The organism is Pseudoduganella namucuonensis (assembly GCF_900116645.1).
In the GTDB taxonomy this organism is placed as follows: domain Bacteria; phylum Pseudomonadota; class Gammaproteobacteria; order Burkholderiales; family Burkholderiaceae_D; genus Rugamonas; species Rugamonas namucuonensis.
Genome location: NZ_FPBO01000002.1, coordinates 213,859 through 232,065 on the forward strand (window position 1 = coordinate 213,859; position 18,207 = coordinate 232,065).

Annotated in this window: 12 protein-coding genes; 8 read left to right on the forward strand and 4 right to left on the reverse strand. The window is 68.8% G+C overall.

Features of this window, described 5'->3' with window-relative positions; genetic code table 11:
- Positions 1–49 precede the first annotated feature (49 nt).
- Together BM436_RS02960 and BM436_RS02965 are read left to right on the forward strand one after the other, a co-directional pair.
- Positions 50–1,117, forward strand: coding sequence for a tartrate dehydrogenase (locus BM436_RS02960; protein ID WP_093553324.1), 1,068 nt, complete (start codon positions 50–52; stop codon positions 1,115–1,117).
- Positions 1,118–1,203: 86 nt separating this feature from the next.
- Complete coding sequence (locus BM436_RS02965; RefSeq protein ID WP_093553661.1) at positions 1,204–2,574, forward strand: dicarboxylate/amino acid:cation symporter; 1,371 nt, start codon at positions 1,204–1,206, stop codon at positions 2,572–2,574.
- A 52-nt stretch (positions 2,575–2,626) separates the two neighbouring features.
- On the opposite strand, the gene BM436_RS02970 is transcribed toward BM436_RS02965, so the two are convergent.
- The gene (locus BM436_RS02970) at positions 2,627–3,754 is read right to left on the reverse strand and encodes a LacI family DNA-binding transcriptional regulator (protein WP_093553326.1); all 1,128 of its coding nucleotides are present in this window, start codon (positions 3,752–3,754) and stop codon (positions 2,627–2,629) included.
- A gap of 55 nt (positions 3,755–3,809) precedes the next feature.
- Positions 3,810–5,990, reverse strand: coding sequence for an alpha-glucuronidase family glycosyl hydrolase (locus tag BM436_RS02975; protein ID WP_229488826.1), 2,181 nt, complete (start codon positions 5,988–5,990; stop codon positions 3,810–3,812).
- 112 nt (positions 5,991–6,102) lie between these two features.
- Here BM436_RS02975 and BM436_RS02980 point away from each other — a divergent pair, with 112 nt between their 5' ends.
- Positions 6,103–7,233, forward strand: a complete 1,131-nt coding sequence (locus BM436_RS02980; protein ID WP_229488828.1) for an endo-1,4-beta-xylanase — start codon at positions 6,103–6,105, stop codon at positions 7,231–7,233.
- 141 nt (positions 7,234–7,374) lie between these two features.
- Here BM436_RS02980 and BM436_RS02985 read toward each other — a convergent pair whose 3' ends face one another.
- Both BM436_RS02985 and BM436_RS02990 read right to left on the reverse strand, forming a co-directional pair.
- Positions 7,375–10,617: a glycosyl hydrolase 115 family protein gene (locus BM436_RS02985; protein ID WP_229488830.1), complete on the reverse strand. Its 3,243-nt coding sequence runs from the start codon at positions 10,615–10,617 to the stop codon at positions 7,375–7,377.
- 96 nt (positions 10,618–10,713) lie between these two features.
- On the reverse strand, positions 10,714–11,985 hold the full coding sequence (locus BM436_RS02990; protein ID WP_093553332.1) for an SGNH/GDSL hydrolase family protein: 1,272 nt from the start codon (positions 11,983–11,985) through the stop codon (positions 10,714–10,716).
- A gap of 51 nt (positions 11,986–12,036) precedes the next feature.
- Between BM436_RS02990 and BM436_RS02995 the strand changes: the two genes are divergently transcribed.
- The 5 genes from BM436_RS02995 to BM436_RS03015 are packed head-to-tail and all read left to right on the forward strand — an operon-like array spanning position 12,037 to position 18,127.
- Positions 12,037–13,443, forward strand: a complete 1,407-nt coding sequence (locus BM436_RS02995) for an enolase C-terminal domain-like protein (protein WP_093553334.1) — start codon at positions 12,037–12,039, stop codon at positions 13,441–13,443.
- Complete coding sequence (locus BM436_RS03000; protein WP_093553336.1) at positions 13,440–14,648, forward strand: fumarylacetoacetate hydrolase family protein; 1,209 nt, start codon at positions 13,440–13,442, stop codon at positions 14,646–14,648. The genes BM436_RS02995 and BM436_RS03000 overlap by 4 nt, the downstream gene beginning before the upstream one ends.
- Before the next feature lies 1 nt (position 14,649).
- On the forward strand, positions 14,650–15,453 hold the full coding sequence (xylB, locus tag BM436_RS03005; RefSeq protein ID WP_093553338.1) for a D-xylose 1-dehydrogenase: 804 nt from the start codon (positions 14,650–14,652) through the stop codon (positions 15,451–15,453).
- Complete coding sequence (locus BM436_RS03010) at positions 15,450–16,361, forward strand: SMP-30/gluconolactonase/LRE family protein (RefSeq protein WP_371859618.1); 912 nt, start codon at positions 15,450–15,452, stop codon at positions 16,359–16,361. The genes xylB and BM436_RS03010 overlap by 4 nt, the downstream gene beginning before the upstream one ends.
- Complete coding sequence (locus BM436_RS03015) at positions 16,358–18,127, forward strand: IlvD/Edd family dehydratase (protein WP_093553340.1); 1,770 nt, start codon at positions 16,358–16,360, stop codon at positions 18,125–18,127. The genes BM436_RS03010 and BM436_RS03015 overlap by 4 nt, the downstream gene beginning before the upstream one ends.
- Positions 18,128–18,207 lie beyond the last annotated feature (80 nt).

Genomic DNA, 18,207 nt, shown 5'->3' on the forward strand with positions numbered 1-18,207 from the left:
TGGGCTCCCAGGTACACCAACCAGTACCCCCACACCCAAAGGAGATGTCATGCGCGTTCATAAAATTGCAGCTATTCCCGCCGATGGTATCGGCCCCGAAGTCATCGCCGCAGGCCTCGAAGTGCTGGAGGCGCTGGCCTCCCATGACGGCGGCTTCAAGCTGGAAGTGGAGAACTTCCCGTGGAGTTCCGAGTACTACCTGGAGCACGGCCACTACATCCCCGAGGGGGGCCTGGAAAAGCTCAAGACCTTCGACGCCATCTTCTTCGGCGCCGTCGGCAGCCAGCAGGTGCCGGACCACGTGTCGCTGTGGGGCCTGCGCCTGCCGATCGCCCAGGGCTTCGACCAGTACGCCAACATCCGTCCGGCGCGCGTGCTGCCCGGCGTGAACAGCCCGCTGAAAGGCGGCGAGGACATCGACTGGGTCATCGTGCGCGAGAACTCGGAAGGCGAATACGCCGGCCATGGCGGCCGCGCGCACAAGGGCCTGCCGATCGAGGTCGGCACCGAGACCGCCGTGTTCACCCGCGCCGGCGTCGAACGCATCCACCGTTTCGCCTTCGAGCTGGCGCAAAAGCGTCCCGCCAAGCACCTCACGCTGGTGACCAAGTCCAACGCCCAGCGCTTCGGCATGGTGATGTGGGACGAGATCTTCTACGAGGTGGCCGCCGACTATCCCGACGTGAAGGTGGACCGCGAACTGGTGGACGCCGTCACCACCCGCATGGTGCTCAAGCCGAAAACGCTGGACGTGGTGGTGGCCACCAACCTGCACGCCGACATCCTGTCCGACCTGGCAGCCGCGCTGTCCGGCAGCCTGGGTATCGGCCCCACCGCCAACCTGAACCCGGACCGCCGCTTCCCGTCGATGTTCGAGCCCATCCACGGCTCCGCCTTCGACATCACCGGCAAGGGCGTGGCCAACCCGGTCGCCACCTTCTGGACCGCCGCCATGATGCTGGAACACCTGGGCGAGGACGCCGCCGCCAGGCGCCTGATGCAGGCCGTGGAGGCGGTCACCGCCGACAAGATCCACACGCCGGACCTGGGCGGCAAGGCCACCACGGCCGACGTGACCAGGGCGGTCTGCGATTTCATCCGCGCCTCCACCAAGTAAAGCGGCACCGTTGGGCCCGAAGCAACCGTCAAGAGTTGCGGATCATCCTTAGCGCCACGCGCCATCACGCCATCGGAGACCACATCATGTCTAAAAGTAGAAAGTTTTTCGGCACCCTGTACATACAGGTCATCATCGCGGTCCTGGCCGGCGTCCTGCTCGGCGTGCTGGACCCCGAACTGGGCACCAGGCTCAAACCCCTGGGCGACGCCTTCATCAAGTTGATCAAGATGGTGTTCGCCCCCGTCATCTTCGCCACCGTGGTGCTGGGCATCGCCAAGATGGAAAGCATGAAGGACCTGGGGCGCGTGGGCGGACGCGCCCTGATCTATTTCGAAGTCATGTCCACCTTCGCGCTGGGCCTGGGTCTGATCGTGGTGAACATGGTGGGACCGGGCGTCGGCATGAACATCGACCCGCACACACTGGACACCAAGAGCATCTCCACCTACACGGCGGCGGTGAAACCGAGCACCTTCATGGACTTCGTGCTCAACATCATTCCCGGCAGCGTGGTCGACGCCTTCGCCAGGAACGAGATCCTGCAGATCATCCTGTTCTCCATCATGTTCGGCGTGGCGCTGGCGCACATGGGCAACCGCGCCAAGCCGGTGGTCGGCTTCCTCGACTCCTTCTCGCAAGCCATGTTCTACATCGTCGGCCTGGTGATGCGCGTCGCGCCCATCGCCGCCTTCGGCGCCATCGCCTTCACTGTCGGCAAATACGGCTTCGCCTCCATCGCCTCGCTGGCCAAGCTGATGGGCACCATGTACATCACCTGCGCGCTGTTCGTCTTCGTGGTGCTGGGATTGGTGGCGCGCATGTCCGGCTTCAGCCTGTGGAAGTTCCTCAAGTACATCAAGGAGGAGATCTTCACGGTGCTGGGCACCAGTTCCTCGGAATCGGTGGTGCCGCAATTGATCCGCAAGCTGGAGAACATCGGCTGCTCCAAGCCGGTGGTCGGCCTGGTGGTGCCGTCCGGCCTCACCTTCAATCCGGACGGCCAGTGCATCTACTACACCATGGCGGCCATCTTCATCGCCCAGGCCACCAACACCCAGTTGACGCTGATGGACCAGCTGGTGGTGCTGGGCGTGCTGATGCTCACCTCGAAAGGCTCGGCGGGCGTGACCGGCTCCGGCTTCATCACGCTGGCGGCCACGCTGGCCTCGATGGGCAAGATCCCGGTCGAGGGCATGGTGCTGCTGCTGGGCGTGGACCGCTTCATGTCCGAGGCGCGCGCCATCACCAACACCATCGGCAACGCGGTCGGCACCATGGCCATCGCGCGCTGGGTCGGCGCGCTGGACATGCCGCGCGCCACCGGCATCCTGAACGGCACCATCGACGCCAACGACGCCATGGAGCTGTACGGCGCCGGCGCGGAGCCGCACGGCGTCAAGGATGAACGCCCGGCGACGCTGGTGATGGCCGAGGGAGCGGTGCGCCACGGCTAAGCGGCAAGAGGGAAGCGCGCCGCCGCGGGACGCGGCGGCGCGTGAAAGCGGCTTACTTCTTGTGAAGCGAGGACGGACGGTGGCGCGGCGCCGCGTCCGACTGGCGGCGTATCAGCTCGAAGTCCATCGCCACGTGCTCCGGATCCTCGGGCGCGCCCTCGCGCAGCGCGCGGATCTGCCGCACCAGGTACTGCACCGCCGCCTCCGCCATCACGGTGATGGGCTGGCGCACCGTGGTCAGCTCGGGCCAGATGGTGGTCGCCAGCGCGGTATCGTCGAAGCCGGCCACCGTCAGGTCGCCCGGCACGTCCAGGCCCATGCGATGGGCGATGGCGACCGTGGCCGCCGCCATGTCGTCGTTGCTGGCGAAGACGGCGGACGGGCGCTGTTCCAGCGACAGCAGCATCTCCGCCGCGTCCAGGCCGGAGCGGTAGGTGAACATGCCCTGCACGATCAGCTCGGGCGCGGCCTGCACGCCCTTGGCCTTGATGGCGGCCTTGAAGCCGGCCAGGCGGCGCGCGCTGGCGCTCTGGTTCGGGTGCCCGATGATGAAGCCGATGCGCTGGTGTCCCAGCGCGATCAGGTGGCTGGTCATGTCGTAGGCGGCCTGGAAGTCGTCGATGCTGACGGCGCACACGCGCGGGTCGGGCGCGCCGCAGGCCACCGTCACGGCGGGCATGGCGGCCGCCGCGATCAGGTCGATCAGGGCCGGCGTGTCGCACAGCGGCGGCGGCAGGATGATGCCGTCCACGCCGTTCTCGATCAGGCGCTGCGTCTGTTCCTTCCAGTGCTCGCCCGCCTCGCACTTCTCCACCACCAGCTGCACGTTGTTCAAGCTGGCCTGGTTCAGCAGGCCGACCAGGAACTCGCTCAGGTAGCCGGCGCTGGGATTACTGTACAGGAAGCCGACACGGATCGGACGCGAGCCGGCCAGGCGGCGCGCAGCCTGGTTGGGAACGTAATTGAGCGCGGCGACCGCCTCGTCCACCTTGCGGCGCGTGCTCTGGCGCACCTTGGTGTCGCCGTTCATCACGCGCGACACGGTCATGGGCGAGACGCCGGCGAGTTTCGCGACGTCGGACATCGTGGGCACGCCCGGCTTGCTGTCCGGGGTCCGCTCCGCGCTGCGCGGCGGCTTGCGCTCGCCCTCCGCATCCGATTTCACCTTGATTCTTGCCATCTGTTCTGCTTACCTTCGTATATGTAATCAAGCCTTCAACTTTACCACAGGCGGCTCAGCCGTTGCCCGGGGCGTAGGGGAAGCGCAAGGATTTGTAATGGTCCAGCGAGCGCTCCGGCGCGGGCGCGCCCGCCGGCAGCGGCAGTCCGGACACGGACTGGAAATAGGCGACGCAGGCGTCGCGCCACCAGCGCGCCTCCAGCAGCTGCTTGTCCAGCGCCATCAGCACCTCCGCGTGGCGGCGCGCGTCGATCGCCGGCTTCAAACGCAGCCAGCGGCCGCGCATGTCTTCGGCCTGCGCCACGCCCAGGTCGTAGCGGGCCACCAGCTCGGTCCACAGCGTGCGGCCGGAAGCCATCCTGTAATCCCACGGCAGGTGGTGGAACCACAGCAGCAGCGGCTCGGGCGTGGCGCGCGGATCGGCGTAGCGGCGCGCCAGCTCGGGCGCGTACTGCGCCACCGCGTCGCTGCCGGTGGCGGTGCGGTCGAAGCCGACGCCGTCCCTGCCCGCGCGGTGGTAGTAGACGGGGTTCCAGTCCGGCCGTCCCAGGTCGTCCACCCACGGCGCGGGGCCGTGGTGGTGGCCGGTGCCCATCAGGTGGTGCAGGCCGAGCGGCGTCATGTAATTCACCACCGCCTCGCGCGACATCATCAGCAAGTCCACCACGGGCGCGGTCACGCGCGGGTCCGGCGAGAAGGTCTGCGCCACCCACTCGCGCGCGATCTCGCGGGCGCCGGCTCGCGGATCCCAGGCCAGGCGGCCGTAGGCGTACCAGTTGGCCTGGTCGAAGTGCGAACCGCTCCAGGTGCGGTCGCTGCCGATGTTGGCCACGCCGGCCATGCCGGTCAGGCTCCGCGGCTGGTCCTTGGGCCCGGCGCCCCGCTCCAGGATGCGCGCCACGGTGCCGTTGCCATTGCCCATGTCGGTGGCCAGCGTCTCCTCGTACATCGTGCCCAGATAGGCCGTGTGCGTGGCGAAGCCCAGGTACTCCTTGGTGATCTGGAACTCCATCATCAGCGGCGTGTTGGGCATGGCGCCGAACAGCGGATGCGCCGGTTCGCGCGGCTGGAAATCGATGGCGCCGTTCTTCACCTGCACCAGCACATTGGGCGCGAAGGTCCCGTCCAGCGGCTTGAACTCGTCATAGGCCTGCTTGGCGCGGTCGTCCGGCTTCTCGTGCGCGTAGACAAAGGCGCGCCACATCACCACGCCCTGGTGCGGGGCCAGCGCCGCCGCCAGCATGTTGGCGCCGTCGGCGTGGCTGCGCTTGTAATCCTGCGGTCCCGGCTGGCCCTCGGAGTTCGCCTTCACCAGGAAGCCGCCGAAGTCGGGGATGGACTTGTAGATCTCGTCCGCCTTGGCGCGCCACCACGCGGCGACGGCCGGATCGAGCGGATCGGCGGTCTTGGTCGCGCCCAGCTCCAGCGGCGTGGAGAAGCGCGCCGACAGGTAGACCTTGATGCCGTAGGGGCGCAGCGTGTCCGCCACCGCCGCCGCCTTCGCGATCCACGGCGCGGTCAGGATGTCCGGCTTGGAATTCACGTTGTTGAGCACCGTGCCGTTGATGCCCAGCGAGGCGTTGGCGCGGCCGTAGTCCACGTGGCGGCGGTCGCGGATCTCCGGCAGCGCCCACCAGTTCCAGATCGACTCGCCCGCGTAGCCGCGCTCCACGGTGCGGTTCAGATTGTCCCAATGATTCAGCACGCGCAGTTGCAGCCTGGGCGCCGAGCGCAGTTCCCGCGCGAAGTCCACGCCGGCGCCGGTGGACGCGGCGCGCAGCCAGGCGAAGGCGCCGTACAGCAGGCCGATGTCGCTGTTCGCCGCGATCAGCGTCACGCGGTGGCCGCGCAGGCGCATGGAGCGCACCAGATAACCCTCCTTGCCCAGCGGCGCCAGGTCCAGCGCCGCCGCCTCCGGCAGCGTGGCGGGGGTCCCCAGCACGATGGCGCCGTCCTTCACGCTCGCGCCCAAGGCCGGCGCGGCCCCCAGCATGCCCTCCAGGCCGCGCCGCAGTTCCGCCACCGCCGCCTCGCCGGTGGCGCCGATGGCGCCGCGCCCGCCCGCGTACACCAGCGCCGTGGCGCGGGCGCGCAACTGCGCCTGCGCCGTCTTCTCCAGCGGCCGGTAGCGCAGCCACAAGTCGTAACCGTCCTCCTCCACCGCCCAGGCCGGGCGCAGCAACATCAATAGCAACAACGGCAACATCGGGGCCAGGGCCCTCGGCAACCACTTCATATCGTCTCCGGTTTGTCTCTTTTTTGGTAACGTAACAATTTGCATCCCAATAAATGTTAGCGTAACCTTTTATTGCATGCAGCGCCACCCATAAAAACACCGGAGACCAAAAATGACGATGACACGCCGCCGCGCCCTCGCGATGCTGGCCGGAGCGGCCGGCGCCGGGCTGCTGCCGCTGCACACGGCCTACAGCGAACCCGCGCCCGAGGCGCTGCGCGCCATCGCCCAGCGCAAGGGGCTGCGCTTCGGCAACGCCATCGGCGCCACGCGCTTCCAGGACCCCGCCTACCGCGCCCTGATGGCGCGCGAATGCAATGTGATGGTGGCAGAGAACGAAACCAAATGGCAGGCGGTGCAAGCGCGGCCCGGCAAATTCACGTTCGCGCCCGCCGACCGCATGTTCTCCTGGGCCAGGTCGCAAGGCATGGCGGTGCGCGGCCACACGCTGGTGTGGCAGCCGGCCAAATGGCTGCCGCGCTGGGTCAACGAACACGATTTCGGCGCCCAGCCGGTGCGCGAGGCCGAGCGCCTGCTGCGCGAGCACATCGCCACGGTGTGCCGCCACTTCGGCAAGGACATCTACAGCTACGACGTGGTGAACGAGGCGATCGAACCGGCGACGGGGGGACTGCGGCGCAACGTCTTCACCGAGCGGCTGGGCGCGGTGGAACAGATCGACCTCGCGTTCCGCATCGCGCGCGAGCACGCGCCGCACGCGCAACTGGTCTACAACGACTACATGCGTTGGGACGCCGGCAGCGCCAAGCACCGCGCGGGCGTGCTCGAACTGCTGCGCGCGTTGAAGGCGCGCGGCACGCCGGTGCACGCGCTGGGGCTGCAGAGCCACATCGGCTCATGGGACGAATCCGCGCCGGCGGGCGCCGACGCGATGACCGAATGGCGCCGCTTCCTCGACGAGGCCACGGGCATGGGCCTGGACCTGCTGATCACCGAATTCGACGTCAACGACCGCAAGCTCCCCGCCGACGCCGCCTTGCGAGACGCCGGCGTGGCCGCGCTGGCGCGCGACTACCTCGATGTCACGCTCAGCTACCCGCGCACGCGCGACCTCGTGCTATGGGGGATGGCCGACCACGCCAGCTGGCTACAGAGCTGGGACGAGGCGCCGCGGCTGGACGGCCTGCCGATGCGTCCCACGCCCTACAGCGCCCAGCTGCAAGCCAAGCCCCTGCGCGCCGCCATCGCCGACGCCCTGCGCGCCATGCCCCCGCGCGCCTAAAAAGTTTCCCGCTTAACATCGGTGTCAGGCGCGACATTCGGACACGAGCTCGGCCGTAGGCCGGCGGCCGGATGCCGGGACGCCGGGACGGATGAGGCCGTGTCCGAATGTCGCGCCTGACACCGATGTAGCGGGGGCAACTTATGGGGCTTTGGGGCTTTCGGTGGGGCCGAGGTAGCTGGGGCGCAGGCCGCCGGCGTCGACGACGATCTTTTGCAGCACCAGGCCGGGGTCGATCGCCCAGTATTTCACCGTGTGGGTGCCGGGCCGCGCGATCAGGTGCTCGGTTTTGTGCACCACCGCGCCGTCCGACACGGCCTTCTCCCACGCGGCCATCGATGCGTCGGCGTGCACGTCGACGATCCGCGGGACTTCGTCGTCGATCGATATCGCGTACCGGAAGCCGGGGCCGGGATGGAATTTCAGCGTCGGCGCCAGCGTGGCGTGCACCGCGACCTTGCCGGCGGCATACAGGTGCACCTGGTATTCCAGCCGCATGGCTTGCGCGCTGGACGCCAGCGTGGCCGCCAGGCTGGGCGCCGGCGCGGGCACCTGCACCACGGCGGCCGCCGGCACGGGCGCCGCTCCGGCCTGGTCCTCTATCCGGACATCTGCCTGGACGGCGGGCGGCGGCGCGGGCTGGCCCGCCACCGGCGAAGCCGGCGGCACGGACGCCAGCGGATCCGGGTGCGCCGGCTCGGCCTCCACCTGCAATTCCCGCACCTCCCGCGCCAACCTCTGCGCGGCTTCCTCGGCCGCCTCGCGGGCCGCCTGTTCCGCGGCCTGTTCCGCCGCCTGCCGCGCGGCCTCCGCCGCGGCCTGCGCCGCTGCCTGCATCGCGGCCTTGTGCTGCGCGACCGCCGCGACGGGCTCCGTCACCGGCGTCGCCGTCATGCCCGACAGCGTGCGGCCGTGATCGGGTATCCTCAGCCACTGCCGCCCTTGCGGCGCCACCGCCTTGGTGTAGTGTTCCGCCTCGATGGCCACCACGCCGCCGGATTCGACATAACTGCCGGCCTCCACCTTCGGCCCGGCGCCCGGCGCGCGCACCGGCACGCGGATCGCGACCTTGCCGCCGTCCGGCCCCAGCACCACCACCACCGCGTGGTCCGCGTTGGCCGGCACCTCGTCCCAGCGCACGTCCACCATCACCCTTTGCGAGCGCCCCACCGATCCGCCGCTGGCGCTCAGCGTGATCCACGGCGCGCTGGCAGCGATCTTGAACCTGAACGAGGCCTGGCCGCGGTTGAATATCTCCACATAGCGCGGCTTCCTGCTGTTGGCGTCCATCAGCGGCATCGCCAGCTTGTCGCCGCCCGGCCCAGGCCAGGCCTGCTCGCTGCCTTCCACCGTCACGCCCATGTCGCCGGCCCTGGACACCTGGATCTCGCTCACCGGCGGCATCACGTTGCGCGGCGGCTGGTTCCAGTAGGTGTAGCCCAGGTGCGTTTGCGACATCATGTGGTTCCACTTGCCGTTGCTGACGTCCTCGTGGTACTGGCGCGCCAGTTCGGCGTCCTGCTGGAACAGCGCCCGCACCCGCCCCGCCAGGTCGTTGGCGGACGTGCGGCCCTGCTGCGCGTGCAGGCGGTTCAGCGCCGCCGCCGCGTACATCTCGTTGACCACCGCGCCGGCCTGCACCGGATACAGCACCAGCTGGAAGAAGGCGTCGCGCAGCGCCGACGGCAGCGATCCGTCGATCTTCTCCGCGCGCCCCGCCAGCGCCTTGTACTCGTCCACGATGCGCGCGGACTCGTTGTAGTTGGCCAGGCTGTAGGTGCCCGGCTCCAGCATCTCCGGCTTGCGGCGCCCGTTGTACTTGGTGTACTTGGCCACGATGTCGGCGATGTCGTCCGCGTATTGCGCGCCGAATTCGCGCGTGGCCCACAGCTTCAGGTACTCGGGCAGGCGCTCGGCGGGCCAGGCCGCCGGGTTCCAGGCATAGGTGAGGAAGAATTCGGTGGGCACCTCCATCGGCTTCAGGTCGCCCACGTTCACGATCCACATGCGGTCCGCCTCGTGCTGCCAGGCCAGGTGCATCTGTTCCCATATCTTGGGGATGGGCGTGACGTTCAGCCATTTGTACGAGCGCGGACCGCCCACGTAGTCGAAGTGGTAGTAGACGCCGGCGCCGCCGCTGCGCTTGCGCTCCTCGGGCGTCGGCAGGCGGCGGATGTTGCCCCAGTTGTCGTCGCACCACAGCAGCAGCACGTCGTCCGGCACCCGCATGCCCTTCTCGTAGTATTCCTGCACTTCCTTGTACAGCGCCCACACCTGGGGCGTCTTCGCCATGTCCGGATTGAGCTCCTTGGCGATCATGTCGCGCTGGTCCTTGACAATGCGTTCCAGCAGCGCCACGTTGGAGTCCTCGGACATCGGCTCGTCGCCGTCGCCCCGCATGCCCAGCGTGATGACCTTGTCCGTGTTGCGCGAGTTGCGCAGGCCGCCGCGCCAGAAGTCCTTCAGCACGCTGGCGTTCTTGGTGTAGTCCCAGGGCCCCTTGCCCTGGCGGTGCCATTCCTTCTGCGCCCGCATCATCGGCTCGTGGTGGGAGGTGCCCATGACGACGCCGTATTCCTCGGCGCGTTGTCCATTCAGCTTGTCGTCGTCGAAGAAGGCCGCGTCCCACATCGCGGGCCACAGGTAGTTGCCGCGCATGCGCAGGATGAGTTCAAACACCTTTTCGTAGAACTTGTGGTTGTAGCCGCCGTAGGTCTGCTTGACCCAGTTGGTCAGCGCGGGCGCCTCGTCGTTCAGGAAAATGCCGCGGTACTGCACCACCGGCGCGTCGCTGACCCGAGTGTCCGCGTTGACGAACAGGTTCTTGTGCCGCTGCGGCGGCACGTCCGCCCACCAGTACCAGGGCGAGACGCCGATCTGCTCGGAGATCTCGTAGATGCCGTATATGGTGCCGCGCTTGTCCGCGCCGGCGATCACCAGCGCGCGCTCCACGCCCGGCATGGGGCGGGTCAGCGTCTGGATGTGGAAGCCCTCCCACTTGCCCTTGATGCCGGAGACGTCCAGCGCGCCGGACTTCACCAGCCGGTCTATCATCGCGCTCTTGCCGATGGTGCCGACGATGACCACGTCCTCCCCGGCCGGCGCGCCCTTGCCCTGGGCGGGGCGGGAACCGGTCACTCGGTCGATATCCTCGCGCAGGTCGGCCGCCGCGCGCACCACGCCGGCGTGGTCGGAGGCGTCCACATACAGCGTCGCGGCGCGGCCGCCCTGCACCAGCGCCATGGCGCCCGCCTGCGGCTCGAACACCACGATGCGCTTCTGGCCCAGCGCGTGCGCCGGCAAGGCGCAGAGGGACGCCGATGTCAGCGTCAACAGGCAAAGCAGCTTGCGCGCGGCGCGCGCAAGTCCGGATATCGAATTCATCTGGTTTTGTCTCCAAGCGGTTCCGAATGGAACCATGACTAAGCCCAACGCGGCGCCGGGGATGGCCGTTGACCTACGGTCGGAAATAAAGGCGCTTCATTTCGCCACGGCGCACTGCCGCAACGCCGCCAGCGGCACCGCCTCGGCCATGGCGCGGAAGCCCGCCAGCGAGGGATGCAGGCCATCGCCCGTGTCCCGCTCTGGCAGCATGCGCTCCGGCCGCGCGGGGTCGCGCACCGCGGCGTCGAAGTCCGCCACGGCGTCGAACACGCCGGCGTTGCGTATCCAGTGGTTGATGGCCTGGCGGTCCGCCTCGTTGTCGGCGTCCGGCTTGTAGTAGCCGGAGCCCATGTACGGCGTCATGGTGCCGCCGATGACGCAGACGCCCTTGGCGTGCGCGCGCTCCACCAGTTGGCGGTGGGCGGTCAGCAGGTCGTCGATCATTTTCTTGCGCGTCTCCGGCGTGTCGGCGCCGTTGCGGTGCTGGCCGCCCACGTCGTTCACGCCGATCAGCACGATGGCGTGGGTGACGCCGCCGCGCGACAGCACGTCGCGCTCGAAGCGCGCCACCATGTTGGGGCCCAGTCCGTCGCGCAGCATGCGGCCGCCGCCTATGCCCGCGTTCACCACACCCATCTCCAGTTTTCCTTCCTTCGCCAGCCGGGCCGCCAGCATGTCGGTCCAGCGGTCGTTGCCGTCCGTGGTGGCGCCGTAGCCGTCGGTGATCGAGTCGCCTATCGCCACCACCGCGCCCACGCCGCGCGGCGCCTGCACTTCGATGTCGGCCAGCGCGTACCAGCGCTGCACCTTCGCCGGATCGGTCCACCCCGCGTCCATAAGGCGGTTGCCCTTGACGACGAAGCTGGTGGCGCGCGAGCCGGGATGGCCGGTCTGGCGGCCGGGTTCGCCCTTGAAATACATGGACACGGCCAGGTCCGCGCCCGCCTTGTGCTCCAGTGCCACGGGATCGCTGTAATACTCGGCGCCCGCCGGGATCATGACCGCGGCGCGGCCCGAGAAGGTCAGCGGCTTGACGCTGGCCGGGTCGATATCGGCCTTGCCCGGGCCGGCCGCCCGCGCCAGGCTGGCGCCCTCCAGCGCCAGCGGCGCGGTGCCGAAGGCGTTGCTGACGCGCACCCGCACCTGGCTGCCGCCCAGCGACACGCGGACCACCTGGCGCAGCGTGGCGTCGCGCCACTGCTCCGCCGGCAGTTCGTTCTGCCCCTCCGGGATCATGTTCGCGGTGCCCCACGACGCAACCCAGTGCCGCCGGGTTCCCGCATCCTTCGCGGCGGCGCCGGCGGCCGAAACGGAGGCCACCGCCGCGAACAACAGCCCTGCAATCAACTGGTGTTGACTTGATCTCATAAATCCCTCACACTTGAGTTATGTTAGCGCTATTCATTTTAGGACAATTAAATGGTACAGGCAACAAATCATAGTCATGCAGGCAGTCCGGTGGTCACGGAAATGCGGGTCGTGCCGGTTGCCGGCCATGACAGCATGCTGCTCAACCTGTGCGGCGCCCACGCCCCCCACTTCACGCGCAACCTGGTGTTGCTGAAGGATAGCGCCGGGCGCACCGGCATGGGCGAGGTGCCGGGCGGCGCCGGCATCCTGAAGGCGCTGGAAAACGCCGTGCCGCGCGTGGTGGGCACCGAGATCGGCCGCTACAACCGCACGCTGAACGCGCTGCGCCTGGCCATCGCCGCGCCGGACGGCACCCACCAGCACCAGGTGACGTCGGCCGCCGAGGCCGAGGTGCTGAAGCAGCCGCACGAGATCAACCTGCGCCTGGAAAACGTGGTGACCGCCGTGGAGGCGGCCCTGCTCGACCTGCTGGGCCAGCACCTGGGCGTGCCCGTCTGCGAACTGCTGGGCGCCGGCCAGCAGCGCGACAGCGTTCCCATGCTGGCCTATCTGTTCTACATCGGCGACCGCCGGCGCACCGACCTGCCCTACCTGGCCAGCACCGGCGAAGGCTGGCACCACCTGCGCCACCAGGAGGCGCTGACGCCGGAGGCCATCGCCGACCTGGCCGCCGCCACAGTGGAGCGCTACGGTTTCCGCGACTTCAAGCTGAAGGGCGGCGTGATGCGCGGCGCCGAGGAGATGGAGGCCGTGGCCGCGATCAAGGCGCGCTTCCCGGACTCGCGCGTGACGCTGGACCCGAACGGCGCCTGGTCGCTGGCCGAATCCATCGCCGTGTGCAAGGGCAAGGGCCACCTGTTGGCCTACGCGGAGGATCCCTGCGGCCCGGAGAACGGCTATTCCGGCCGCGAGATCATGGCCGAATTCAAGCGCGCCACCGGCATCCCCACCGCCACCAACATGGTGGCCACCGACTGGCGCCAGATGGCCCACTCGCACCTGCTGGGCGCGGTGGACATTCCGCTGGCCGACCCGCACTTCTGGACCATGCAGGGTTCCGTGCGGCTGGCCCAGCTGTGCCACGAATGGGGCCTGACCTGGGGCTCGCACTCCAACAACCACTTCGACGTGTCGCTGGCGATGTTCACCCACGCCGCCGCCGCCGCGCCGGGCCGCATCACCGCCATCGACACACACTGGATCTGGCAGGAAGGCCAGGAACGCCTGACCCGCGAGCCGCTGCGCATCGTGGGCGGAGAGGTCGCGGTGCCACAAGCGCCGGGCCTGGGCATAGAGCCGGACATGGACCGCATCGAGGCCGCCCACGAGCTGTATAAAAAAATATCGACCAGCGCGCGCGACGACGCCATGGCGATGCGCCAACTCATCCCCGGCTGGACCTATTCTCCCAAGATGCCCAGCATGGGCAGGAACCAACAAGGAAAAACACCATGAATTTTGCCCCCCTCCCCACCGCATTGCCGGCGGACCTGGCCGACGCGCTGATGGTCGGCCGCGTCTGGCGCGACGCCGACGGCAACGGCGGCCATGAAGGCCCCTGCGTCGTCGTCGTGCGCAATGGCGAAGTGTTCGACATCACCGCCCAGGCGCCCACCGTGTCGGACCTGTTCGAGCGCGCCGACCTGCTGGACTTCGTCCGCGGCGCGCAAGGCGAATCGCTGGGCCCCGCGCAGGGCCTGATCGACGGCGCGCTGGCGGCCGGACCCCGGGCGGCCAAACTACTGGCGCCCTGCGACCTGCAGGCCATCAAGGCCTGCGGCGTGACCTTCGCGGTCAGCCTGCTGGAACGCGTGATCGAGGAACAGGCCGGCGGCGACAAGTCGCGCGCCGACGCGCTGCGCGCCTCGCTGCTGGAATCGATCGGTTCCGACCTGTCCAGCATCAAGCCCGGCTCGCCGGAGGCGGAGAAGCTGAAACAGGAATTCCAGAGCCGCGGCGCCTGGTCGCAGTACATGGAGGTGGGCATCGGCCCCTACGCCGAGGTGTTCTCGAAATCGCAACCCATGTCCGCCGTCGGCTTCGGCGCGGACGTCGGCCTGCACCCGGCCTCCAAGTGGAACAACCCGGAACCGGAGATCGTGCTGGCCGTGAACAGCCGGCGCGAAGTGGTCGGCGCCACGCTGGGCAACGACGTGAACCTGCGCGACATCGAGGGCCGCAGCGCCCTGTTGCTGGGCAAGGCCAAGGACAACAACGGCTCCTGCTCGATCGGCCCCTTCATCCGCCTGTTCGACGGCCAATTCACGCTGGACACCGTGCGCAACGCCGAGGTGCGCCTGGCCATCGAGGGCGCGGACGACGACTTCCGCCTGGACGGCGTGAGCATGATGCGCCAGATCAGCCGCGACCCGCTGGACCTGGTGTCGCAAACCAGCGGCGCCCACCACCAGTACCCGGACGGCTTCATGCTCTTCCTCGGCACCATGTTCTCGCCGATCAAGGACCGCGGCGCGGCCGGCGCCGGCTTCACCCACCACATGGGCGACCGCGTCACCATCGCCAGCCCGGCGCTGGGCGCGCTGGTCAACCACGTCCACCTGAGCGACCAGATCGCGCCGTGGACCTTCGGCGTACGCGCCCTTTACAACAACCTGGCCGGCCGCGGGCTGCTGGGCACCAACACGAATGGAGCAAACTGACATGGCGGAAGCACGCAAACCCCTGGTGTACGCCACCTACCACGACCTCGCGGGCAAGCGCGTGGTCATCACCGGCGGCGGCACCGGCATCGGCGCCGGGCTGGTGGACGCGTTCGCGAAACAGGGCGCGCAAGTCGTGTTCCTGGACATCGCCGAGGAGGCCTCGCGCGCCCTGGCCGCCAGCCTGGCCGGCCAGGTCGGCCAGGCCGGCATCCGGCACGCGCCCAAATTCATCGCCTGCGACCTGACCAACCTGGACGCGCTGGGCAAGGCCTTCGACGAGATCCTGAAGGACGGGCCGGTCGACGTGCTGCTCAACAACGCCGCCAACGACCACCGCCACAACGTCGGCGAAGTCACCGGCAAATACTGGGACGACAGCCTGGCCGTCAACCTGCGGCACCAGTTCTTCTGCGCGCAGGCCGTGGCGCCCGGCATGAAGGCCAAGGGCGGCGGCGTGATCCTGAACTTCGGCTCCATCTCCTGGTACCTGGCGCTGCCGCAGCTGGCGCTGTACATGACGGCCAAGGCCGCCATCGAGGGCCTGACGCGCGGCCTGGCGCGCGACCTGGGCAAGGACGGCATCCGCGTCAACTGCGTGATCCCCGGCTCCGTGAAAACGCCGCGCCAGATGGCGCTGTGGCATTCGCCGGAAGAGGAGGCGGCCATCCTGGCGGCGCAATGCCTGCACGAGCGCATCGAGCCGGAGGACGTGGCCGCGCTGACGCTGTTCCTGGCGTCCGACAACGCGGGCCGCTGCACCGGCCGCGACTACTTCGTGGACGCGGGCTGGTACGGCGCATGAGCACGCGGAACAATCCCGCCGCCATGGCCGCCGCCATCGAGCCCGCCTGCATCTGGTCGCTGGGCGCCAAGCTGGGCGAGGGCCCGGTGTGGCACGCCGGCGAGGGCGCGCTGTACCTGGTGGACATCAAGGGCGCCAAGCTGCACCGCTGCAAGGAGGACGGCTCCGGCCGCCGCAGCTGGGACCTGCCCGGCGAGACCGGCTTCGCCCTGCCGATGGCGGACGGCGATTTCGTCTGCGGCCTGCCCGGCAAGCTGATGCGCCTGTCGCTGGACAGCAGCAAGCTCTCGACGCTGCTGGAACTGGAGGCCGACCAGCCGGGCAACCGCCTGAACGACGGCTACGTGGACAGCCAGGGCAGGCTGTGGTTCGGCTCCATGGACAACGCCGAGAGCGCGCCCACCGGCTCGCTGTACCGCGTGGACGCCGCCGGCGCGCCGCTGCGCATGGACGGCGGCATCGTCATCACCAACGGCCCCTGCGCCAGCCCGGACGGCCGCACCTTCTACCACACCGACACGCTGGGCAAGGTGATCCACGCCTACGACCTGGCGCCGGACGGCGCGCTGTCGAACAAGCGCGTGTTCACCGAATTCACGGGCGCCGGCCATCCGGACGGCTCCACCGTGGACGCCGAGGGCCATGTGTGGGTCGCCCTGTTCGGCGGCGCCCGCGTGGAGCGCTACTCGCCCCGGGGCGAACTGGTGCAAACCGTGCGCTTCCCCTGCTCCAACATCACCAAAATCGCCTTCGGCGGCGCCGACCTGCGCACCGTCTTCGTCTCCAGCGCGTGGAAAGGCCTGAGCCTCGAACAACGGAGCGCGCAACCGCTCGCCGGCGGTGTATTCTCGTTCCGCAGCGAAGTACCCGGCCTGGCACAACACCATTACAACAGGAAGCCATCATGAGCACCCGCCGTTTCCGTTCGCAGGACTGGTTCGACAATCCGGACCACATCGACATGACCGCGCTCTATCTCGAGCGCTTCATGAACTATGGCATCACCCCCGAGGAGCTGCGCAGCGGCCGTCCCATCATCGGCATCGCGCAGTCGGGCAGCGACATCAGCCCCTGCAACCGCATCCACCTGGAGCTGGCCAAGCGCGTGCGCGACGGCATCCGCGACGCGGGCGGCATCGCCATGGAATTCCCGCTGCACCCCATCTTCGAGAACTGCCGCCGCCCCACCGCCGCCATCGACCGCAACCTGGCCTATATGGGCCTGGTCGAGATCCTGCACGGCTACCCGATCGACGCGGTGGTGCTGACCACCGGTTGCGACAAGACCACGCCCTCGCAGCTGATGGCCGCCGCCACCGTCGACATCCCCGCCATCGTGCTGTCCGGCGGCCCGATGCTGGACGGCTGGCTGGACGGCGAACTGGTGGGCTCCGGCTCGGCCATCTGGAAGGCGCGCCGCCGGCTGGCGGCGGGCGAGATCGACAACGAGAAGTTCCTGCAGATCGGCGCCGCCTCGGCGCCGTCGGCGGGCCACTGCAACACCATGGGCACGGCGTCCACCATGAACGCCATGGCCGAGGCGCTGGGCATGTCGCTGACCGGCTGCTCCGCCATCCCCGCGCCCTACCGCGAGCGCGGCCAGATGGCCTATGAAACCGGGCGCCGCATCGTCGAGATGGCGCACCAGGACATCCGCCCGTCCAGCATCCTCAATCGCGACGCCTTCCTGGACGCGATCGTCGTCAACGCCGCCATCGGCGGCTCCACCAACGCGCAGCAGCACATCATGGCCATGGCCCGCCACGCCGGCGTGGAACTGCATTCGGACGACTGGATGGCCTACGGCCACGACGTGCCGCTGCTGCTGAACATGCAGCCCTCCGGCAAATACCTGGGCGAGCGCTTCCACCGCGCCGGCGGCGTGCCGGCCATCATGTGGGAACTGGAACAGGCCGGCAAGCTGCGCTCCAACCGCCTCACGGTGTCGGGCAAGACCATGGCCCAGAACCTGGAGGGCCGCGAGTCCAACGACCGCGAGATGATCACGCCGTTCGACCAGCCGCTGAAGGAAAAGGCCGGCTTCATGGTCTTGCGCGGCAACCTGTTCGACTTCGCCATCATGAAGACCTCGGTGATCTCGCCGGAGTTCCGCGCCCGCTACCTGAGCCGCGCCGGCGAGGAAGGCGTGTTCGAATGCCGCGCCATCGTGTTCGACGGCTCCACCGACTACCACGCCCGCATCAACGATCCCGCGCTGAACATCGACGAGGACTGCATCCTCGTGATCCGCGGCGCCGGTCCGGTGGGCTGGCCCGGTTCGGCCGAGGTGGTGAACATGCAACCGCCGGACGCGCTGATCAAGCGCGGCGTGCTGAACCTGCCGACGCTGGGCGACGGCCGCCAGTCCGGTACCTCGGACAGCCCGTCGATCCTGAACGCCTCCCCGGAGAGCGCGGTGGGCGGCGGCCTGGCCTACGTGCGCACCGGCGACCGCATCCGCATCGACCTGAACACCGGCAGCTGCGACATGCTGGTGGACGAGGAAACGCTGGCGGCGCGCAAGGCCGAAGGCATACCGGCGGTGCCGGCCAGCCAGACGCCGTGGCAGGAACTGTACCGTTCCACCGTGGGCCAGATGGAGCAAGGGGCCTGCATGGAGCTGGCCGTGAAGTACCGTGGCATCGCCGAAACGCTGCCGCGCCATAACCACTAAAAGACCGAAAACCAACGGCAAAACCTGGGGACAGACCCTCCGCGCCACACGCCAACGCATAGGCCTGCGGCGCGGAACGC

Coding starts and splice junctions, on each gene's coding strand:
- BM436_RS02975 (WP_229488826.1), bottom strand. CDS start 5,990: ATGAAGTGGTTGCCGAGGGCCCTGGCCCCGATGTTGCCGTTGTTGCTA.
- BM436_RS02990 (WP_093553332.1), bottom strand. CDS start 11,985: ATGAGATCAAGTCAACACCAGTTGATTGCAGGGCTGTTGTTCGCGGCG.
- BM436_RS02985 (WP_229488830.1), bottom strand. CDS start 10,617: ATGAATTCGATATCCGGACTTGCGCGCGCCGCGCGCAAGCTGCTTTGC.
- BM436_RS03015 (WP_093553340.1), top strand. CDS start 16,358: ATGAGCACCCGCCGTTTCCGTTCGCAGGACTGGTTCGACAATCCGGAC.
- BM436_RS03010 (WP_371859618.1), top strand. CDS start 15,450: ATGAGCACGCGGAACAATCCCGCCGCCATGGCCGCCGCCATCGAGCCC.
- BM436_RS02970 (WP_093553326.1), bottom strand. CDS start 3,754: ATGGCAAGAATCAAGGTGAAATCGGATGCGGAGGGCGAGCGCAAGCCG.
- BM436_RS02995 (WP_093553334.1), top strand. CDS start 12,037: ATGGTACAGGCAACAAATCATAGTCATGCAGGCAGTCCGGTGGTCACG.
- BM436_RS02965 (WP_093553661.1), top strand. CDS start 1,204: ATGTCTAAAAGTAGAAAGTTTTTCGGCACCCTGTACATACAGGTCATC.
- BM436_RS02960 (WP_093553324.1), top strand. CDS start 50: ATGCGCGTTCATAAAATTGCAGCTATTCCCGCCGATGGTATCGGCCCC.
- BM436_RS02980 (WP_229488828.1), top strand. CDS start 6,103: ATGACGATGACACGCCGCCGCGCCCTCGCGATGCTGGCCGGAGCGGCC.
- xylB (WP_093553338.1), top strand. CDS start 14,650: ATGGCGGAAGCACGCAAACCCCTGGTGTACGCCACCTACCACGACCTC.
- BM436_RS03000 (WP_093553336.1), top strand. CDS start 13,440: ATGAATTTTGCCCCCCTCCCCACCGCATTGCCGGCGGACCTGGCCGAC.